The sequence below is a fragment of the Haemophilus sp. SZY H35 genome, assembly GCF_018829705.1.
GTDB lineage: Bacteria > Pseudomonadota > Gammaproteobacteria > Enterobacterales > Pasteurellaceae > Haemophilus > Haemophilus haemolyticus_K.
Map to the genome: position 1 here is coordinate 268,113 of NZ_JAHKJZ010000001.1, position 18,959 is coordinate 287,071.

Below are 18,959 nucleotides of genomic sequence, written 5' to 3' on the forward strand. Positions count from 1 at the left end.
TGATTTTGCCTAAATCAATCGTTTTTTTTTGTAAAGATAATGTAAAGAAATTAAAGTTTATTGAATAAAATTATTTACCTTCTTCATCATATAACTATAAATAATATTCGCTAAACTTTCCTCTGCTTGGCGACCTAATTTTTTTATTAACGATTTTTTCAATTGATATTTCACTGCTAGAACTCGTTTTTCTTTCATCTTATCTAAAATCAAATCATCACTTGTAGTGATTTCATCAACTAATTTCAATTCTAGCGCTTGCGTCCCAAACCAATGCTCTCCTGTTGCTATTTTATCTATATCTAAGTGAGGACGGTTTTGTAAAACAAATTGTTTAAATAATTGATGTGTTTCTTCTAATTCTTGTTGGAATTTTTGTTTACCTTTTTCGGTATTTTCACCTAACATTGTTACAGTTCGCTTAAACTCTCCAGCGGTCATTACATCTACATCCACATCATATTTTTTCAATAAACGATGAATATTAGGAATTTGTGCAACCACGCCTATCGACCCAATGATAGCAAACGGAGCTGATACAATTTTATCAGCAATACAAGCCATCATATAACCTCCACTTGCTGCTACTTTATCCACCGCAATCGTTAACTTAATTCCTTTTTGTTTTAAGCGAGCTAATTGAGATGCGGCAAACCCATAATCATGCACAATACCGCCAGGGCTTTCTAAACGTAGTAATACTTCATCTTCTGGTTTCGCGACACTTAAGATTGCTGAAATTTCTTCTCTAAGTGCGGTTGTTTCTGACGCTGAAATATCACCATGAAAATCTAAGATATATACACAACCTATCTTTGCGTCATCTACAGTTTCACCTTTTTTTAATTTCTCTTTACGTTTTTTGGCTTTTTGCTTTTCAGCTTTTTTCTCTGCTTTAGCTTGTTGTTTTAGCTCTTCTTCAGAAAAATTAAAATCTTGCAACACTCGAACTTGACTATCAAATTCTTCCAATAAATCCTTAATTTCCAGCTCGCCTACTTTCACTTTATTATGCTGACGATGTGAAATAATTAAGCTTACAATGACTAAAATCACTAATAAAACCGTCAAAATTTCTAAAACAAAAATTCCATAACCCGTTAAAATATCGTTTAACATTGTTTCTCCTCACGATGAATAATCCACTCCATTCTATACTTTTTTATGGAAAAAATTCCATACTCAGGTAAAATACCTCTATTTTTACGTAAAATTACATTTAGTTATAGAGGTTTATATGTCTAACGTAGCATCAATTGTTGATGTATTACAAGGAAAAGTGGCGATTGGTGAAACCGTCACTGTGCGTGGTTGGGTACGTACCCGTCGCGATTCTAAAGCTGGCTTATCTTTCTTAGCGGTTTATGACGGTTCTTGCTTTGATCCAATTCAAGCGATTATTAATAACGATATTGAAAATTACGAAAGCGAAATTTTACGTTTAACAACGGGCTGTTCTGTAATTGTAACAGGTAAAGTCGTTGAATCACCTGCAGAAGGACAAGCGGTTGAGTTACAAACAGAAAAAGTAGAAGTGACAGGGTTTGTTGAAGATCCAGATACTTACCCAATGGCAGCAAAACGCCACTCTATTGAATATTTACGCGAAGTAGCTCACTTACGCCCTCGTACCAATATTATTGGTGCTGTCGCACGTGTTCGCCATTGTTTATCTCAAGCAATTCACCGTTTCTTCCATGAGCAAGGTTTCTACTGGGTGGCAACCCCATTAATTACTGCATCAGATACTGAAGGTGCGGGTGAAATGTTCCGTGTTTCTACACTTGATTTAGAAAATCTTCCACGTGGTGAAAATGGAAAAGTTGATTTCAGCCAAGATTTCTTCGGTAAAGAATCATTTTTAACGGTTTCAGGTCAGTTAAACGGCGAAACCTATGCTTGTGCATTAAGCAAAATTTATACTTTCGGCCCAACATTCCGTGCAGAAAACTCGAATACTACCCGTCACTTAGCTGAATTCTGGATGGTTGAACCTGAAGTTGCATTTGCAACTTTAGCGGATAACGCAAAACTTGCAGAAGATATGTTGAAATACGTATTCCGTGCAGTATTAGCAGAGCGTAAAGATGACTTACAATTCTTTGAAAAACATGTAGATAAAGATGTTATTACGCGTCTAGAAAACTTTGTAAACTCAGATTTTGCTCAAATTGACTATACTGATGCCATTGATGTGTTATTAAAATCTGGTAAGAAATTTGAATTCCCTGTTTCTTGGGGGATTGATCTTTCTTCTGAACACGAACGTTTCTTAGCGGAAGAATATTTTAAATCACCAGTTGTGGTGAAAAACTATCCAAAAGACATTAAAGCATTCTATATGCGTTTAAATGATGATGGAAAAACTGTGGCAGCAATGGACGTGTTAGCTCCAGGAATTGGTGAAATCATCGGTGGTTCACAACGTGAAGAACGTTTAGACGTGCTTGATAAACGAATGGAAGAAATGGGATTAAACCCAGATGATTATTGGTGGTATCGCGATCTTCGTAAATACGGTAGCGTTCCACACTCTGGTTTTGGTCTTGGTTTTGAACGTTTAATCGTCTATGTAACTGGCGTGCAGAATATTCGTGATGTAATTCCATTCCCACGCGCGCCAAGAAATGCGAATTTCTAATTCAATTTAACTTTAATATTGACCGCACTTACACCAAAGTGCGGTCAATTTTTTCAGAATTTTAAGGAAAGCAAAATGGATAAAATTAAACAACTCTTTGCCAACAATTACAGTTGGGCGCAAAGAATGAAAGAAGAAAATTCTACTTACTTCAAAGAACTTGCGGATCATCAAACGCCACATTACCTTTGGATTGGTTGTTCTGATAGCCGCGTGCCTGCTGAGAAATTGACAAATCTTGAACCTGGTGAATTATTTGTTCATCGTAATGTTGCTAATCAAGTAATTCACACCGATTTTAATTGTCTTTCTGTTGTGCAATATGCCGTCGATGTGCTTAAAATTGAACATATTATTATCTGTGGCCACACCAACTGTGGTGGTATTCATGCCGCTATGATAGATAAAGATTTAGGACTTATCAACAACTGGCTTCTTCATATTCGCGATATTTGGTTTAAACATGGCCATCTTCTCGGTAAACTTTCCCCAGAAAAACGCGCGGATATGTTGACTAAAATTAACGTAGCGGAACAGGTTTATAATCTTGGGCGCACTTCAATTGTCAAAAGTGCTTGGGAACGCGGACAAAAACTCTCATTACACGGCTGGGTATATGATGTAAATGATGGATTTTTAGTGGATCAAGGCGTAATGGCAACTAGTAGAGAAACCCTTGAAATATCTTACCGGAATGCTATCTCTCGCTTATCAACGCTTGATGAAGAAAGTATTTTGAAAAAAGATCATCTTGAAAATATCTAAAGATAACGCCCTTTCGGGCGTTATTTTTAAGCTTTACCTTCAATCAAATTTTTCTTTTCTTCCAATTCTTCCCAGCGTAAAAATGCTGTTTCTAATTCGGCTTCAGTATCCGCCAATGCTTTTAATTTAACGTCGGTAATATCATGAGCCTGTTGGAAAAATGCTGGATCGGCTATTTCAGCTTGCAGTGCGGCGATTTTGGTTTCTAATTCTTCTAAAAGTTGTGGCAGCTGTTCTAGCTCACGTTGTTCTTTATAAGAAAGTTTTACTGATTTCGGCTTAGAAGTGCGATCATTTTTCACCGCACTTTCTTCTTTTAGTGGTTCAGATTTCTTCGCTTTAGCCTGTTCTTCCACTGCTTTGCTTGCCCAGAAATTGGCTTGTTGCTGTTTAGCATCAAAGAATCCACCTACATACTTATTCAAACGCCCTTCACTTTCAAATAAATAACATTCTGTCGCAGTATTATCGATAAATTGACGGTCATGACTCACAATTAACAATGTGCCTTGATAATCAGTCAAAATTTCTTCTAAAAGCTCCAATGTTTCTACATCAAGGTCATTGGTCGGTTCGTCAAGAATCAATAAATTATTTGGTTTGAGCAACAATTTTGCGAGCAATAAACGATTTCGTTCTCCCCCCGATAAGGCTTTAACTGGCGTCATTGCTCGTTTTGGCGGGAACAAGAAATCTTGCAAATATCCTAGCACATGGCGTTTTACACCATTGACTTCAATATCTTGTTTACCATCCGCCACATTATCCATTACAGTTTTTTCAGGATCTAAATCAGCACGATATTGGTCAAAATAAGCAATGTCTAATTTAGTACCACAACGAATTTTTCCTGATGTTGGCTGAATTTCACCCAACAATAATTTAATGAACGTAGTTTTTCCACAGCCATTTGGCCCAACAAGTGCAATTTTGTCACCACGTAAAATCGTTGTTGAAAAATCTTTTAACAAAGTTTTTCCTGTGATTTCATAGCTCACATCTTCCATTTCAAAGACAATTTTGCCTGAACGGCTTGAGGTATCTAATTGTAATTTGGCTGTTCCCATTACGTCACGGCGTTGGCGGCGTTCCTCACGCATCGCTTTTAATGCTCGTACTCGCCCTTCATTTCTTGTACGGCGAGCCTTGATACCTTGGCGAATCCACACTTCTTCCTGTGCAAGACGTTTATCAAATAATTCATTTTGCAAGGCTTCAACGCGTAGATTTTCTTCTTTCGTGGTTAAATATAAATCATAATTGCCTGGATAAGACACTAATTGACCGCGATCTAAATCCACAATCCGTGTTGCCATTTTGCGAATAAAAGAACGGTCATGGGAAATAAATACAATGCTACCTTGGAAATCCAGTAAAAAATTTTCTAACCATTCAATAGCTTCCACATCCAAGTGGTTAGTTGGTTCATCAAGTAATAACACATCAGGATCGCATACCAATGCGCGCGCTAATGCTGCTTTACGTAACCAACCGCCCGAAAGTGCGGATAATTTTGTGTTTGGATTTAAGCCCAGTTTTAACAACACTTCATTGATTTTATTTTCAAATCGCCAGCCATCAGCGTGTTCTAATTTAGCCTGAACTTGCTCTAATTGACTTAAAATTTGATCACTGTAATTTTCTTCCAATTGAACAGAAATATGATGATATTCTTTTAATAAATCCGTTAAATGCCCAACACCCTCCGCGACATAATCAAAAATATTGCCTTGTGCATTACGCGGTGGGTCTTGTTCTAAACGAGAAACCACAAGATCTTTTTCGTATTGGATTTTGCCATCATCCATCAGCACATCGCCTGCAATGATTTTCAATAAAGTTGATTTACCTGCACCGTTACGCCCAACTAAACAAACGCGTTCATTCGGTTCAATATGTAGTTCTGCATGATCTAACAAAGGTGCATCACTAAAGGAAAGGTATCCATTGGTTAAACTAATTAATGCCACAACTGCCCCATAAAACTCTGTAAAAATTAACCGCACTATTCTATACGGTTTGCATAAAAAATCCCATCAATTCAATGGGATTCTCTATGAAATCAAAGTTGTTGATATACCCGCAATGCGTGTGCATCTGACATGCCTGCAATATAATCGCAAATAATCCGTTTCTTCCCTTCTTCTGGTGCATTACGCCAACGATTTGCAGTATTTCGCGGTAATAAACGCTCCGGATCAGATTCAAAAATCTGGAACATTTCTGTCAACATTCTCTGCCCTTTATATTCGATTCTTTGGGTATCCACATTGCGAATAACATAATCCCAAACGAATTTTTTAAATACACCAAGCGCAGCAATCACTTCAGGTGGCAATTCTGCGTTATAACGTAACAAAGGCTCATCAAAATTTGCCGTTAATTTCCACCGCACATTGGTTATAAAGAAATTTACCAATGCGCCAATCGCTTGTTTGCGTTCAAAATGTTTATCAGAGAAAAGCCGTTGGCTAATTGAATCAATATTTTCATGCAACCAAGCTGAAGGAATTTGTTTCAATGCTGCATGCGCCGCTTGCCATTGATGAGGATTGACCACGCCAGTCACAATCGCATCTTCTAAATCATGTACGCCATAGGCAATATCATCTGCCAATTCCATAATGCTGCAATCCAGCGATTTAAACCGAGTATGTAAAGATTCAGCTGGATTTTCCCGCACTTTTTTAAATTGACAGAATAAAGTGCGGTCATTTTCAGAAAGATTTTCCAGCAACCAATTAAACATTTTTAAATCATCGCGGAAAATGCCTTTTCCTGGAATCCAATCATGAATACGCACAAAATGCGGATCAATATTGCGAGAAAAATTAAGTTCTGCATATTGAGGGGAGGCCACATCTAACAACGCGGGATATTTCACTACACCCAATAGTGTTCGACGCGTTAGATTCATCCCTGCATTTTCAGTGTAAGGCTCAAGTTTCGTTAAAATTCTGAAGGTTTGTGCATTGCCTTCAAAACCGCCCTGCTCTGCCATCATATAATTTAATGCTGTTTCGCCACCATGCCCAAAAGGCGGATGCCCAATATCATGCGCAAAACACAAACTTTCGATAAGATCATTACTCGGCAATAAAGATTTCAACTGCTTTTGTAACTCATTTTTATCAATATTTAACGTTTGCGAAAGGCTTTCAACGGTTTCTAAAAATTTAAGCTGCGCAACGAGACTACTGCCAATCTGTGCAACTTCCAAAGAATGGGTTAAGCGAGTGCGATAAAAATCATTTTCGCCAATCGCGTGAATTTGAGTTTTTGCTTGCAAGCAACGAAAGGCGGCAGAATGTAAAATTCGCCCCCGATCACGACGAAATGGTGGTCGATTATCTTTTTCGCGTGGAGGATCGGGAAGAAAACGTTCTATCCAAGAAGAATCAATGATAAGTGGTTTCATATCGCTTTGTTTTATTTCGTTTTTCTGCATTATCTAATCATTTAGCGCAAAAAACAACCGCACTTTATCTAGAACAAACACAATCTAGAATAAATAAAGTGCGGTTGAATTTTTATTGATATTTAAACAAAGAAATAAATGAGCTTAAATACAAATGGCGCGAGAATAGAACTAATAATCCCACAAAGCACAAGAGAAATAGAACTGTAACTGCCTGCCGTTGAGTTAGTTTCCATACAGCTTACGGTACCAAGTGCATGAGAAACAGAACCAACGGAAAGTCCTATAGCTTCTTGATGTTTAATGCCTAATTTTTTTAATACAAGGTAACCAAAAACAGAGCCTTGCAAACCTGCAACAACAACCCCTACAGCGGTAACAGCAGGAATTCCGCCTAAATGGCGAGAAACCTCCATCGCGATAGGCGTTGTAATTGATTTAGGTAAAACTGTTGCGACCATTTCGGGAGTTGCGCCTAAAAGAAATGCTAAAAGTGCACCACTTAACATTGCTAAAAAAGAGGCAATGAAAACCGTTGAAAGAATGATTTTCCATTGTTTGGCAATTTGGCGAAGTTGCTCATAAAGCGGCAAAGCAAGAGCAACGATACTTAATGAAAGCAAATTGTTTATTGGTGCATTCCCAGCCATATAATCATCATATGGAATTTTGCCTATAACCAAAATTACCACAAGAATCAACACGGTTAAGATAAATGAATTGAAAATGACTGATTTCCAACGTTTACTAATTTGTAATGCAAGCCAAAATCCGAAAATTGTTAAAAATGTATAAAGATAAATTGCGTACTGCTGCATAATTGACATCCAAATAAAGACTACATGTTTTCAGTTATTTGTTTCTCTTGAACTTGGCGACGTTTTATTACTTTTTTCCGTTTATGTGTAAAAGATTGGAGTTGATATAAATGATTGGCAAAAAAACCAATCACAACTAATGTAATACATGTGCTTACAATATTGGGAAGTAATAAAATATTAACCTGTTCTCTTAATAAATCAGAATATTTAATAATGCCTACGCTTACAGGTACAAAAAGTACGGCCATAAAGCGAATAAGAAAACTCGCCCCCAAATAAATCCAATCTAAATGAATAAGTCTTGTTGTTAACCCCAAAAAGAGTAATAACAATCCCCAAATACTCCCAGGTACACCTACAGGTACATAATGTGCAATAAGATTTCCGAGATATAACATAATGTATAAAATGACCAAAGAACGGGTCAATAAAAACACCTTTTGAACCATATTCGACCTTTTTCAACTTTTTTGATAATGTTTAAAAAAGATTTTACGCCTTTTAAGAGAAAATTGACCACCTATTTTTAAATAAAATCGGGCGTAATCTGAAAAAAATGTGAGCTCGATCAAATTTTGATATCAAATTACAAAGAGTTAAAAACAATCAAATCACCAGCTATTATTCATCAGGCTTAAGATTTGTTACAATATTCCACCTTATTAACCATGAATCTTAAACAATCTGTCTCCACATTTATCACCCATAAAATGGAATACTCTACACGCTTATTGGCACCAATAGCGCCAATTTACCAAGGTTAATGATGAAAAACTGCTTAATTTTAATTTCTTTACTTTTTTTAACCGCACTTTCCGCTTGCTCTAGTGAGAAAGGTAATTGTCGTGTTGTGGGTATCAGCGATGGCGACACTTTAACTTGCCTTACAAAAGGCAATAAGCAAGTCAAAGTGCGACTAGCTGAAATTGATGCGCCAGAGAAAAAACAAGCTTTTGGGCAAAAATCTAAAAAAGCGTTATCTGATATGGTTTATCTCCGTGATGTACGTCTTTCTTTAAAAGGCCAAGATCGCTATCAACGCACATTGGCAATTGTTTATTATCAAGATAAAAATATTAATTTAGAGATGGTTAAACAAGGTATGGCATGGGCTTATAAGCAATATTCCCATGATCCGATTTATCTTCAAGCACAAGAAAATGCACAAGCCAAACGAATTGGTCTTTGGGCGGACAATAATCCGATCGAACCAAGTCAATGGCGTAGACAAGAGAAAAATCAATATGGCTTTTGATTATCAAACTTTCCGTCAAGAATTTCCCTATTTCCAATGTGAAGATGCCGTTATTTATTTAGATAACGCTGCCACTTCGTTGAAACCACAAGTGTTAATTGATCGCACCGCTGAATTTTATGCTTCTGCAGGTTCTGTACATCGCAGCCAATATGATGTGGCTCAAACAGCACAATATGAACGGGCTCGCACACAAGTTAAACAATGGGTTAATGCTGAAGATAAACGCGCTGTTATCTGGACGTCGGGTACAACTCACGCAATAAACTTAGTGGCAAATGGATTATTTCCACAATTAAATTCAGAAGATGAAATTCTGATTAGCCAATCAGATCATCATGCTAATTTTGTCACTTGGCACGAAACGGCGAAAAAGTGCGGTGCAAAAATTCGAGTTTTACCGATTTTAGATAATTGGCTAATTGATGAAAATGCGCTTATTTCTGCCCTTTCTGAAAAAACTAAACTCGTTGCGCTGAATTTTGTTTCAAATGTCACGGGCACAGAACAGCCGATTAAACGCCTGATTCAACTTATTAGAAAACATAGTCATGCGTTGGTTTTAGTGGATGCAGCACAAGCGATTAGTCATATTAAAATCGATTTACAAGATTTAGATGCAGATTTCCTCGCATTTTCAGCCCATAAAATTTATGGTCCAAATGGGCTTGGCGTTTTAACAGGAAAATTAACCACACTTTCTCAACTTCAACCGCTCTTTTTCGGTGGAAAAATGGTTGATCGTGTATCAAATGATCGTATTACTTTTGCCGAATTGCCTTATCGTTTAGAAGCTGGCACACCCAATATTGCTGGAGTTATTGGCTTTAATGCCATACTGGATTGGTTACAAAAATGGGATTTTACCGCAGCAGAACAGCACGCTATATCTTTGGCTGAATTTATCAAAGTGCGGTTAAAATCTTACGAGAATTGCCGATTATTCAATTCCCCTCAACCAAGCACCGTTGTTTGCTTTATATTTGACGGCATTGACTGTTCTGATCTTTCAACGCTCTTAAGCGAACAAAATATTGCGCTTCGTGTGGGAGAACATTGTGCCCAGCCTTATTTAGCACGCTTAGGCGAACGCACCACATTACGCCTATCTTTTGCGCCTTATAATACACAGGAAGATGTAGAGGCATTTTTTACCGCCTTAGATAAAGCACTGGATTTATTACAATGATAGAACAATTAAAACAAGCTAAAAATTGGGAAGATCGCTATCGCCTGATTATTCAAGCTGGCAAAAATTTATCTCGCCCAAGCGATGATGAAATCGCTCAAATGCAACCTATTACTGGCTGTGAAGCACAAATGTGGTTTCAAATTATGCCTAAAAATGACCGCACTTTTCAATTCAACGGATTTAGTGAAGCCAGAATTATGAATGGCTTGCTTTGGATTTTACTCAATCAAATCAATGGTAAAACAGCGGATGAATTGAATACATTTGATATTACTGTATTTTTTAGCGAACTCAGCATTTCACAACGTTTAAGCGAAACGCGTTTAAACGGCTTAAACCAAATCGGACAGCAATTAAAAAATTTATGTATTTAATCGAAACCTATTTTCGCCTAACTACGCTCGAAAATAATATTGAATCACAAAGTCGTTTACTCAATGCAGTGATCGATCAATGGCGGTATAACGGGCAAATTATCGGACGTGAAATTCCTTTATATTTAGCAGAAGAAGGTGGTGCACAAGGCTTTGCTATGCGCGTCATTTGCCCTGAGCAAGATAGTCTTTTCCCGCAAAATAATAACGCAGAAGTAAATCGAACATTACAAAAAGCAGAAAAGTGCGGCGTAATTTTTAATGGTTTTCAACTTGTGGGCGATGATTTCAATTCAGATCAAACAGCAGAAAATGTATCACCAGCTTGGCAAGTGCTTTACACAACCCATTTACAAAGCTGCTCACCGATTCACAGCGGAGAAAATCTCGCACCAATCCCTTTGTATAAACAACTAAAAAATCAACCGCACTTAAGCCAAGATCTGATTAAATGGCAAGAAAATTGGCAAGCCTGCGATCAACTACAAATGAATGGTGCGGTATTAGAACAACAATCTTTGGCAGAAATTTCGGATCATCAAAGCCCCCTTTCAAAACATGGGCGCTATTTAGCCAAAGAAATCGAAAAAGAAACGGGCATACCGACTTACTATTATTTATATCGTGTAGGTGGGCAATCTTTAGAATCTGAAAAATCCCGTTGCTGCCCTTCTTGTGGTGCAAACTGGGCGTTAAAAGACGCGATTTTTGATACCTTTCATTTTAAATGCGATACCTGTCGATTAGTTTCGAACTTATCGTGGAATTTTTTGTAATTAATTTATAAAGTGTCGAAATTTGCAAAACTCAAACACTTAATCGGAGAAAAGATGAATTACCAAGACAACAGCTTAAAATCCTTAAAACTCGGTCAAAAAACGGAATACGCCTCTCAATATGACCGCACTTTATTACAGCCTGTGCCACGCGCGTTAAATCGCGATGGATTGGGCATTACTCAAAACCAACCATTTACTATCGGCGCCGATATTTGGACGGCTTATGAAATCTCGTGGCTCAATGAAAAAGGCTTGCCACAAGTGGCTATCGCAGACATTTATCTGGATTATCAAAGCCAAAATTTGATTGAATCAAAAAGTTTTAAACTTTATTTAAATAGCTTCAACCAAAGCAAATTTGCAGATTTCACAGCTGTTCAACAAACTATGCAACGCGATTTAAGCGAATGTGCGCAAGGCGATGTAAAAGTGCGGTTAAATCCAGTAGCAGTTTATGATTCTCAAAAAATTGATCACTTACAAGGCGATTGCATTGATGAACAAGATATTGAAATAACTAGCTATGAATTTAACGCTGATTGGCTGAAAGATTGCGTATCGGATGAAATTGTCGAAGAAAAATTAGTCAGCCATTTGTTGAAATCTAACTGCCTCATCACTAATCAGCCAGACTGGGGAACGTTACATATTCATTATGTTGGTAAAAAAATCGATCACGAAAAATTATTGCATTACGTTGTATCTTTCCGTCAGCATAATGAATTTCACGAACAATGTGTCGAGCGTATTTTTTGCGATTTAATGCACTACACAAAACCAGAAAAACTCACTGTTTACGCCCGCTATACCCGACGCGGTGGCTTAGACATCAACCCATTCCGCTCTAATTTTGAGAACTTACCTGAAAATTTAAGATTAGCGAGACAGTAAAAGAAAACTGCGGTGAAATTTCACCGCACTTTTCCCTACCCTTGTTTCAAATCATTTGCCTGCTGCAATAGCTGACGGCTTTCTTTTAAGAATTGTTCGGAATAATCGCCGAACCAATCACTCACCTTATGGAAAGCATCAATAAAACCTTGACGATCATTATTTTCAAAGAAAGTTAAGGCTTCTTCGTAAGTTTGTTTTAGTGTTTCAATTACCGCTAAATTTTCTGGCTTATCCATAATAATATCAGCATAAAGCGCAGCATCTTGCGCAAATAAACGACCAATCATCGCAAGTTCTAGGCGATAAATAGGGGAAGAAAGCACCAATAAATTAGCAAGATTAACGGGCTGTTTGGAAAGGTGTAAACCATTCGCAAAAGTCGAAAAATGGCGCAAGGCTTGTATATAAGTCATATTGTGATCGTGTTCTCTGGCATCAGTTTGATAAATCTTTGCGCCCCAAATTTGAATTTGCTCAAGTAACCATTCGTAGCGTTCAGGAAAACGGCCATCACAACGTACAACCACTTGTTTTGCCATACTTGCAATATCTGGCCCAAACATTGGATGTAAACCTAAAACAGCACCAGTATGGATTTCAAGCATTTTCGCTAGCGGTTCACGCTTAACAGAGGTTAAATCTGCAAGTAGCATGTTTTCCGTTAAATAAGGTTTTAAGCGTTCAATTGTTTCTAAGGTGAGATTAATAGGGACGGAAACGATCACAACGTCAGCATTCGTTAAAATACTTTCAGCCACAGCCCAATCTTCGCGATCTAAGATAGAAATTGGATAGCCAGATGCACGTAAATAACGGGCAAATAAGCCACCTAATTTACCGTAGCCACCCACGATAACAATTTTGTGAATATCAGAATTGATGGTTTTAAAGCCAAATTGATTCTCATTGGCATAGGATTCGCGCATAAAACGGCGTAGAACATCTTCAATCAGATCTGCTGAAATGCCTGCTTTTTCAGCTTCTAAACGACGCGCTTGGAGCATTGCTATTTCACGCTCTGGCGCATAAATAGGTAATCCATGTTGATGTTTAACTTTACCGACTTGAGAAACCAACTCAAGACGTTTAGCAAAAAGTTGGATAAGTTCGCGATCAAGCGAATCAATTTCAGAACGTAAATCCTTAAGGGCTTCCATAAAACTCACCTGCAAAATTTAGTTTACATATATTGTAAAAAATTAATTACAGATGAGATTACTAGAATTTTATAAGAAAGGCAATTAGGTTATGCGGATTGCGTAATTAACCGTTGTGGGCGAATAATATTTCCATCGATTAATACTACGCCTAAGAATAAATTCTCCGCTGAAAATAACCGCACTTGGCCGCTTAAGTGCTGTTCATTAGAAAATTTCACTCGCTGACCAAAACCAATGGCTTTACTCTGCTCTGTATCCAAATTCAAAGCGGGCAATTTACTTACTGCGGTATCGGTTGGCAGTAATAGACGATCTAATTCACTTAATGGAAAACTTTCAGCGAGCAGTTGTAACTCATCAATTGGCATCATTTCTGCTACGGGGTAATCCGCTACGGCTGTACGGCGTAACATTGTCACATGTGCGCCACAACCCAGCACTTCACCCAAATCATCGACTAAAGTGCGAATATAAGTGCCTTTTGAACAATGCACTTCTAAGGTTAAATAAGGCGCGTGATATTCAATAAAATTGATTTCAAAAATCGTAATTGGGCGCGCCTCACGCTCAACCGTAATACCTTGGCGCGCATATTCATAAAGCGGTTTACCGTTATGTTTTAGTGCGGAAAACATTGTAGGCACTTGCAAAATATCACCACGAAATTGTTCAAGTGCGGTCAAAATTTGCTGAGTTTCAACATGAACTTCACGCGTTTCCACGACTTGCCCTTCCGCATCGGAAGTATCGGTACGTTCGCCTAATTTTGCCGTAACAAGATAACGCTTATCTGCATCAAGCAAAAATTGTGAAAACTTAGTTGCCTCGCCCAGACAAATCGGCAACATTCCCGTAGCCAAGGGATCGAGCGCGCCAGTATGCCCCGCTTTGTTCGCTTGAAATAAACGCTTCACCTTTTGCATGATGTCATTTGATGACATGCCTTGTGGTTTATCCAACAAAAACACACCATCAACATCACGCCAGCGTTTACGAGGTCTAGACATTAGTTGCTTTCCTCAACGTGTTTTTTCTCATCTTCACGCACAACATTTGTCACAAGATTTGACATACGCATCCCTTCCACTAAGGATTGATCGTAAATAAAGCGAATCTCTGGCACGATACGTAAACGCATCGCTTTACCTAGTAATGAACGAATATAAGGCGATGCTTTTTCTAAGCCTTTCATGCCTTGCTCAATTGCCGTTTCATCGTGATCAAATAAAAAAGTCACGAAGATTTTTGCGTAAGATAAATCACTTGACACGTCCACATCAGAAACTGTCACCATCCCAATACGGGGATCTTTCACTTCGCGTTGTAAAATGACTGCTATTTCTTTTTGTATTTCTTGAGCGACGCGATCGCTACGTTTAAATTCTCTTGCCATAGTTATTCCTTATTTATAAAAGTGCCTCATTCTACTGGAAATCATTGAATTTAGCACGCAAAAATCCCTTTCAACCTGATACTGTTTTTCGATAAAATGACACCTGATAATTTGTTTGAATATTCAAACTTCCGATAAAAATCACTTTACAGAGGGCATAATTTATGCAAGCGAGACGAGACGAGACGAGACGACCAAGATTGTCGATGAAAATCACGTATTACAACAAGCATTTTTAAATGAATTAGATGAAAAATTTTGGGTATCTGCTGATAAACTCCGCCAACAACTTGATGCCGCCAATTATAAACATATCGTTCTTGGTCTTATCTTTTTAAAATACATTTCTGATAATTTCATCCATCAACAGGAAAAAATTCAGGCGGAACTTTTCGATGCTGCAAATCCCCTCTATCTTGACCGCACTTTTTTTGATACTGAAGAAGAGTATCAAGAAGCCTTAACTGCAGAACTAGAAAACCGTGATTATTACACCGCAGATAACGTATTTTGGGTGCCAGTCTCTGCGCGTTGGCAAGCCTTACAAGAAGTCTCTATTCTCAACACTGGGGCAGAATTGCCTTGGGGTGGAAAATTTTCCGGCGTGTCAAAGCTCATTGACGATGCCTTCGATGCTATTGAAAAAGATAACGAAAAACTCAAAGGCGTACTCCAACGCATCAGCGGCTATGCGGTAAACGAAGACACCCTGCGTGGGCTGATTATCCTTTTCTCCGATACCCACTTTACCCGCCCAACTTACAACGGCGAGCCCGTACATTTAGGCGCAAAAGACATACTCGGCCACGTTTACGAATACTTCCTCGGTCGCTTTGCCCAAGCAGAAGGCAAACGCGGCGGACAATATTTTACGCCCAAATCCATAGTTTCCCTGATTGTCGAAATGCTCGAGCCATACTCCGGCCGCGTGTATGACCCAGCCATGGGCAGCGGCGGCTTTTTCGTGCAAACCGAACGCTTTATCACCGCCCATCAAGGGAACATCAACAACGTGTCCATCTATGGGCAAGAATTCAACCCAACCACTTGGAAACTCGCTGCCATGAATATGGCGATTCGCGGCATTGATTACGACTTCGGCAAACACAACGCCGACAGCTTCACCCAGCCGCAACACATCGACAAAAAGATGGATTTCATTATGGCAAACCCGCCATTCAACATCAGCGATTGGTGGAGCGAATCCCTAGCCGACGACCCACGCTGGGCATACGGCACACCGCCCAAAGGCAACGCCAACTTCGCTTGGCTGCAACACATGATTTACCACCTCTCGCCCAACGGCAAAATGGCATTATTGCTTGCAAACGGCTCCATGAGTAGCCAAACCAACAACGAAGGCGAAATCCGCAAAGCCATCATCAATGCCGACTTGGTCGAATGTATGGTTGCCCTGCCCGGTCAGCTTTTCACCAACACCCAAATCCCCGCCTGTATTTGGTTTTTAAACCGCAACAAAAAGCGCAAAGGCGAAGTATTGTTTATCGACGCCCGCCAAATCGGCTACATGAAAGACCGCGTATTGCGTGATTTCACCGCTGACGACATCGCCAAAATCGCCAATACCCTCCACGCTTGGCAAAAATCAGACGGCTATGAAGACCAAGCCGCTTTCTGCAAATCTGCCACTTTAGAAGAGATTAGAGGCAACGACTTCGTCCTCACACCAGGACGCTATGTCGGCACCGCAGAACAAGAAGACGACGGCGTACCATTTGCAGAAAAAATGCAAAATCTGACCGCTCTTTTGAAGGAGCAATTTGCGAAAAGTGCGGAATTGGAAGCGGAGATTAAGAAGAATTTAGGGGGATTGGGGTATGATATTTAATATTTTAGCTTCGAATAAAAATTGGCATAAATATTCTTTAGAAGAAATTTGTTTAAAGGTAACATCAGGCGGAACACCCAGTAGAAAAAATCCCAAGTTATATGAAAACGGGAATATAAATTGGGTTAAAACTAAAGAACTTAACAATGGGTATATTTGGGAAAGCGAAGAAAAAATAACAGAAGAAGCTGTTAGAAAATCATCTGCAAAACTACTCCCTGTAAATACAATTCTTCTAGCTATGTATGGAGCTACTGTTGGAGAACTTGGAGTTTTAGGAAAAGAAATGGCTTGTAATCAAGCTTGCTGTGCATTGATTATAGATCCTAAAAAAGCTGATTATAGATTTATTTTCTATTTGCTACGTTTATATAAAAAAGAAATCCAAAGTCTTGCTACAGGTGCTGCACAACAAAATCTTAGTGCAAAAACAATTAAAGAATTTTGTTTCTACATTCCTAGTTTAGAAAAGCAAACAGAAATTGCAGATATACTTTCTGAATTAGATAAAAAAATCCAACTCAACACCCAAATCAACCAAACCTTGGAACAAATCGCCCAAGCCCTGTTTAAAAGCTGGTTTGTCGATTTCGATCCCGTGCGTGCCAAAGTCCAAGCCCTTTCAGACGGCCTTAGCCTTGAACAAGCGGAACTGGCAGTCATGCAGACAATCAGCGGAAAAACACCCGAAGAACTGACCGCACTTTCACAAACACAACCTGAACGCTACGCAGAATTAGCCGAAACCGCCAAAGCGTTTCCGTGTGAGATGGTGGAAGTTGATGGGGGGGAGGTGCCGAAGGGGTGGGAATTGAAAGCCTTATCAGATTTAGGTCAAATTATCTGCGGAAAAACACCATCAAAATCTAACAAAGAATTTTATGGTAATGATGTGCCATTTATTAAGATTCCAGATATGCACAATCAAGTATTTATTACTCAAACAACAGATAACTTGAGTGTAGCAGGTGCAAATTCCCAATCTAAAAAATATATTCCACCAAAAAGTATTTGTGTAAGTTGTATTGCTACGGTCGGATTGGTTTCAATGACATCTAAGCCGTCTCATACAAACCAGCAAATTAATTCAATTATTCCAAACGATGAACAAACCTCTGAGTTTTTATATTTATCGTTAAAACAGCCATCAATGACAAAATATCTAAAAGATTTGGCAAGTGGTGGCAGTGCAACTTTAAATTTAAATACAAGCACATTCTCTAAAATAGAGATAATGACACCATCAAAAGAAATTATTGATATTTTCCATAACAAGGTTGTTTATGCTTTTGAAAAAGTTTTATCGAACTCTATTGAAAATAAGAGACTAGCTGAAATAAGAGATTTATTGTTGCCTAATTTGCTAAATGGAGAGAGTGATGAATAACAATTATTTAGAGCGCCTTTTCATTGAAGAATTAAATTCAGAAGGAGAAGAAATAGTTATCAGAGGAAGTGTTTTTCTTCGGGACCAAATTTTATCTAAACTAGAACCTGAAACTTATGAGTTAGCCTTTCAAGACTGGAAAAACCAACGTAAACAACAAGCAATTGACACTGCTAATCAGATTTTAGAAATTGCAGATAATAAACAACGGTTCAATAAGCTAAAAGAAATCTTTAGAAGAAATAAACTAACCCCATTTATTGGAGCTGGGCTTTCTATGCCTTCAGGATTTCCATCATGGAAAGGTTTTCTTTATGAAGTACAAAAAGAATCAGGAGCAGATTTCTCTATTTTTGAAGAACATATTCATAAAGGAGAATACGAAGAAGCTGCACAATTATTATTTGATGTAGATGAAGGTCATCTACAAGAACATTTAGAAAATCAATTTGGTAAATCTCCAAATCTCGGAGAGCTACAAGGAATTATATGTAGACTACCTGAATTTTTTAAGGAAACCATAATTACAACAAATTACGATGATTTACTTAAAAAAATATATGCAGATCAAGATATTCATTTTGATCAAGAACTATGTGGTATTGATGCTGAAGAGTTTAAAAAATTATTTGGAGAAGGCCATCGAATTCTTTTAAAGCTACACGGAACATTTATAAGTAAAAACAAAAGAGTACTTACCCAGGATGATTATCAAAGACATTATTCCGAACACAATATCCTCAAAACCTGTGTAATGGAATCATTATTTTCTCAATCTTTGCTATTTTTAGGTTGTAGCCTAGATAAAGATCGAACATTACAATGTATGGCAGAAATTGTTGAAGAACGAGGCAAAGATAATCTACCTAAACACTATGCTTTTTTATCTTGTGAAAATCTATCTGATAAAGAACGAACAACTCGCAGAAAAGTACTTCAAAAATCCAATATTTTTCCAATTTGGTATGATGGCGATCATGATGAAAGCATTGAAGCCTTATTGGAATTATTAAATGGTGGAGAATCATAAA

At 38.1% G+C, this 18,959-nt stretch carries 18 protein-coding genes; 10 read left to right on the forward strand and 8 right to left on the reverse strand.

What is annotated here, in order from left to right:
• Positions 1-57: 57 nt before the first annotated feature.
• Positions 58-1,119, reverse strand: coding sequence for a protease SohB (gene sohB, locus KP710_RS01210; RefSeq protein WP_139989961.1), 1,062 nt, complete (start codon positions 1,117-1,119; stop codon positions 58-60).
• Positions 1,120-1,237: 118 nt separating this feature from the next.
• Between sohB and asnS the strand changes: the two genes are divergently transcribed.
• Together asnS and can are read left to right on the forward strand one after the other, a co-directional pair.
• Positions 1,238-2,641 (forward strand): asparagine--tRNA ligase, encoded by a 1,404-nt coding sequence (asnS, locus tag KP710_RS01215; protein ID WP_140578840.1) that lies wholly within the window; start codon positions 1,238-1,240, stop codon positions 2,639-2,641.
• A 75-nt stretch (positions 2,642-2,716) separates the two neighbouring features.
• A complete protein-coding gene (gene can, locus KP710_RS01220; protein WP_139989963.1) occupies positions 2,717-3,406 on the forward strand; it encodes a carbonate dehydratase in 690 nt (229 codons plus the stop codon).
• Positions 3,407-3,432: 26 nt separating this feature from the next.
• On the opposite strand, the gene KP710_RS01225 is transcribed toward can, so the two are convergent.
• From KP710_RS01225 to KP710_RS01240, 4 genes are all read right to left on the reverse strand, one after another.
• On the reverse strand, positions 3,433-5,376 hold the full coding sequence (locus KP710_RS01225) for an ABC transporter ATP-binding protein (protein WP_139989964.1): 1,944 nt from the start codon (positions 5,374-5,376) through the stop codon (positions 3,433-3,435).
• 92 nt (positions 5,377-5,468) lie between these two features.
• Positions 5,469-6,854 carry an anti-phage deoxyguanosine triphosphatase gene (locus KP710_RS01230; RefSeq protein WP_502793461.1) on the reverse strand — a complete coding sequence of 462 codons (1,386 nt, stop codon included), beginning with the start codon at positions 6,852-6,854 and terminating at the stop codon, positions 5,469-5,471.
• Between the two features lie 92 nt (positions 6,855-6,946).
• On the reverse strand, positions 6,947-7,642 hold the full coding sequence (locus KP710_RS01235) for a CidB/LrgB family autolysis modulator (protein WP_046939566.1): 696 nt from the start codon (positions 7,640-7,642) through the stop codon (positions 6,947-6,949).
• Positions 7,643-7,662: 20 nt separating this feature from the next.
• Entirely contained in the window at positions 7,663-8,094 is a 432-nt protein-coding gene (locus KP710_RS01240; protein WP_046939567.1) for a CidA/LrgA family protein, read from the reverse strand.
• Between the two features lie 317 nt (positions 8,095-8,411).
• On the opposite strand from KP710_RS01240, the gene KP710_RS01245 reads away from it, so the two are divergent.
• Genes KP710_RS01245 through queF form a run of 5 tightly spaced genes read left to right on the forward strand, consistent with a single transcriptional unit; the run spans position 8,412 to position 12,136 of the window.
• A complete protein-coding gene (locus KP710_RS01245; protein WP_502793462.1) occupies positions 8,412-8,900 on the forward strand; it encodes a thermonuclease family protein in 489 nt (162 codons plus the stop codon).
• Positions 8,890-10,089 carry a cysteine desulfurase gene (locus KP710_RS01250; RefSeq protein WP_111407371.1) on the forward strand — a complete coding sequence of 400 codons (1,200 nt, stop codon included), beginning with the start codon at positions 8,890-8,892 and terminating at the stop codon, positions 10,087-10,089. The genes KP710_RS01245 and KP710_RS01250 overlap by 11 nt, the downstream gene beginning before the upstream one ends.
• Entirely contained in the window at positions 10,086-10,466 is a 381-nt protein-coding gene (locus tag KP710_RS01255) for a SufE family protein (protein ID WP_111407370.1), read from the forward strand. The genes KP710_RS01250 and KP710_RS01255 overlap by 4 nt, the downstream gene beginning before the upstream one ends.
• The gene (locus KP710_RS01260) at positions 10,457-11,242 is read left to right on the forward strand and encodes a Zn-ribbon-containing protein (protein ID WP_111407369.1); all 786 of its coding nucleotides are present in this window, start codon (positions 10,457-10,459) and stop codon (positions 11,240-11,242) included. Before KP710_RS01255 ends, KP710_RS01260 begins: the two co-directional genes overlap by 10 nt.
• A 54-nt stretch (positions 11,243-11,296) precedes the next feature.
• Complete coding sequence (queF, locus tag KP710_RS01265) at positions 11,297-12,136, forward strand: NADPH-dependent 7-cyano-7-deazaguanine reductase QueF (protein WP_111407368.1); 840 nt, start codon at positions 11,297-11,299, stop codon at positions 12,134-12,136.
• Between the two features lie 35 nt (positions 12,137-12,171).
• Here queF and tyrA read toward each other — a convergent pair whose 3' ends face one another.
• The 3 genes from tyrA to rbfA form a co-directional block, all read right to left on the reverse strand.
• A complete protein-coding gene (gene tyrA / locus KP710_RS01270; protein WP_165818722.1) occupies positions 12,172-13,296 on the reverse strand; it encodes a bifunctional chorismate mutase/prephenate dehydrogenase in 1,125 nt (374 codons plus the stop codon).
• Between the two features lie 89 nt (positions 13,297-13,385).
• Positions 13,386-14,306 carry a tRNA pseudouridine(55) synthase TruB gene (gene truB / locus KP710_RS01275; RefSeq protein WP_111407367.1) on the reverse strand — a complete coding sequence of 307 codons (921 nt, stop codon included), beginning with the start codon at positions 14,304-14,306 and terminating at the stop codon, positions 13,386-13,388.
• A complete protein-coding gene (gene rbfA / locus KP710_RS01280) occupies positions 14,306-14,692 on the reverse strand; it encodes a 30S ribosome-binding factor RbfA (RefSeq protein ID WP_111407366.1) in 387 nt (128 codons plus the stop codon). The genes truB and rbfA overlap by 1 nt, the downstream gene beginning before the upstream one ends.
• A 115-nt stretch (positions 14,693-14,807) precedes the next feature.
• On the opposite strand from rbfA, the gene KP710_RS01285 reads away from it, so the two are divergent.
• The 3 genes from KP710_RS01285 to KP710_RS01295 are packed head-to-tail and all read left to right on the forward strand — an operon-like array spanning position 14,808 to position 18,958.
• Positions 14,808-16,541: a class I SAM-dependent DNA methyltransferase gene (locus tag KP710_RS01285; RefSeq protein WP_215770866.1), complete on the forward strand. Its 1,734-nt coding sequence runs from the start codon at positions 14,808-14,810 to the stop codon at positions 16,539-16,541.
• On the forward strand, positions 16,531-17,928 hold the full coding sequence (locus KP710_RS01290) for a restriction endonuclease subunit S (protein ID WP_111407364.1): 1,398 nt from the start codon (positions 16,531-16,533) through the stop codon (positions 17,926-17,928). Before KP710_RS01285 ends, KP710_RS01290 begins: the two co-directional genes overlap by 11 nt.
• Complete coding sequence (locus KP710_RS01295; RefSeq protein ID WP_111407363.1) at positions 17,921-18,958, forward strand: SIR2 family protein; 1,038 nt, start codon at positions 17,921-17,923, stop codon at positions 18,956-18,958. The genes KP710_RS01290 and KP710_RS01295 overlap by 8 nt, the downstream gene beginning before the upstream one ends.
• The last annotated feature ends 1 nt before the right edge of the window (position 18,959 follow it).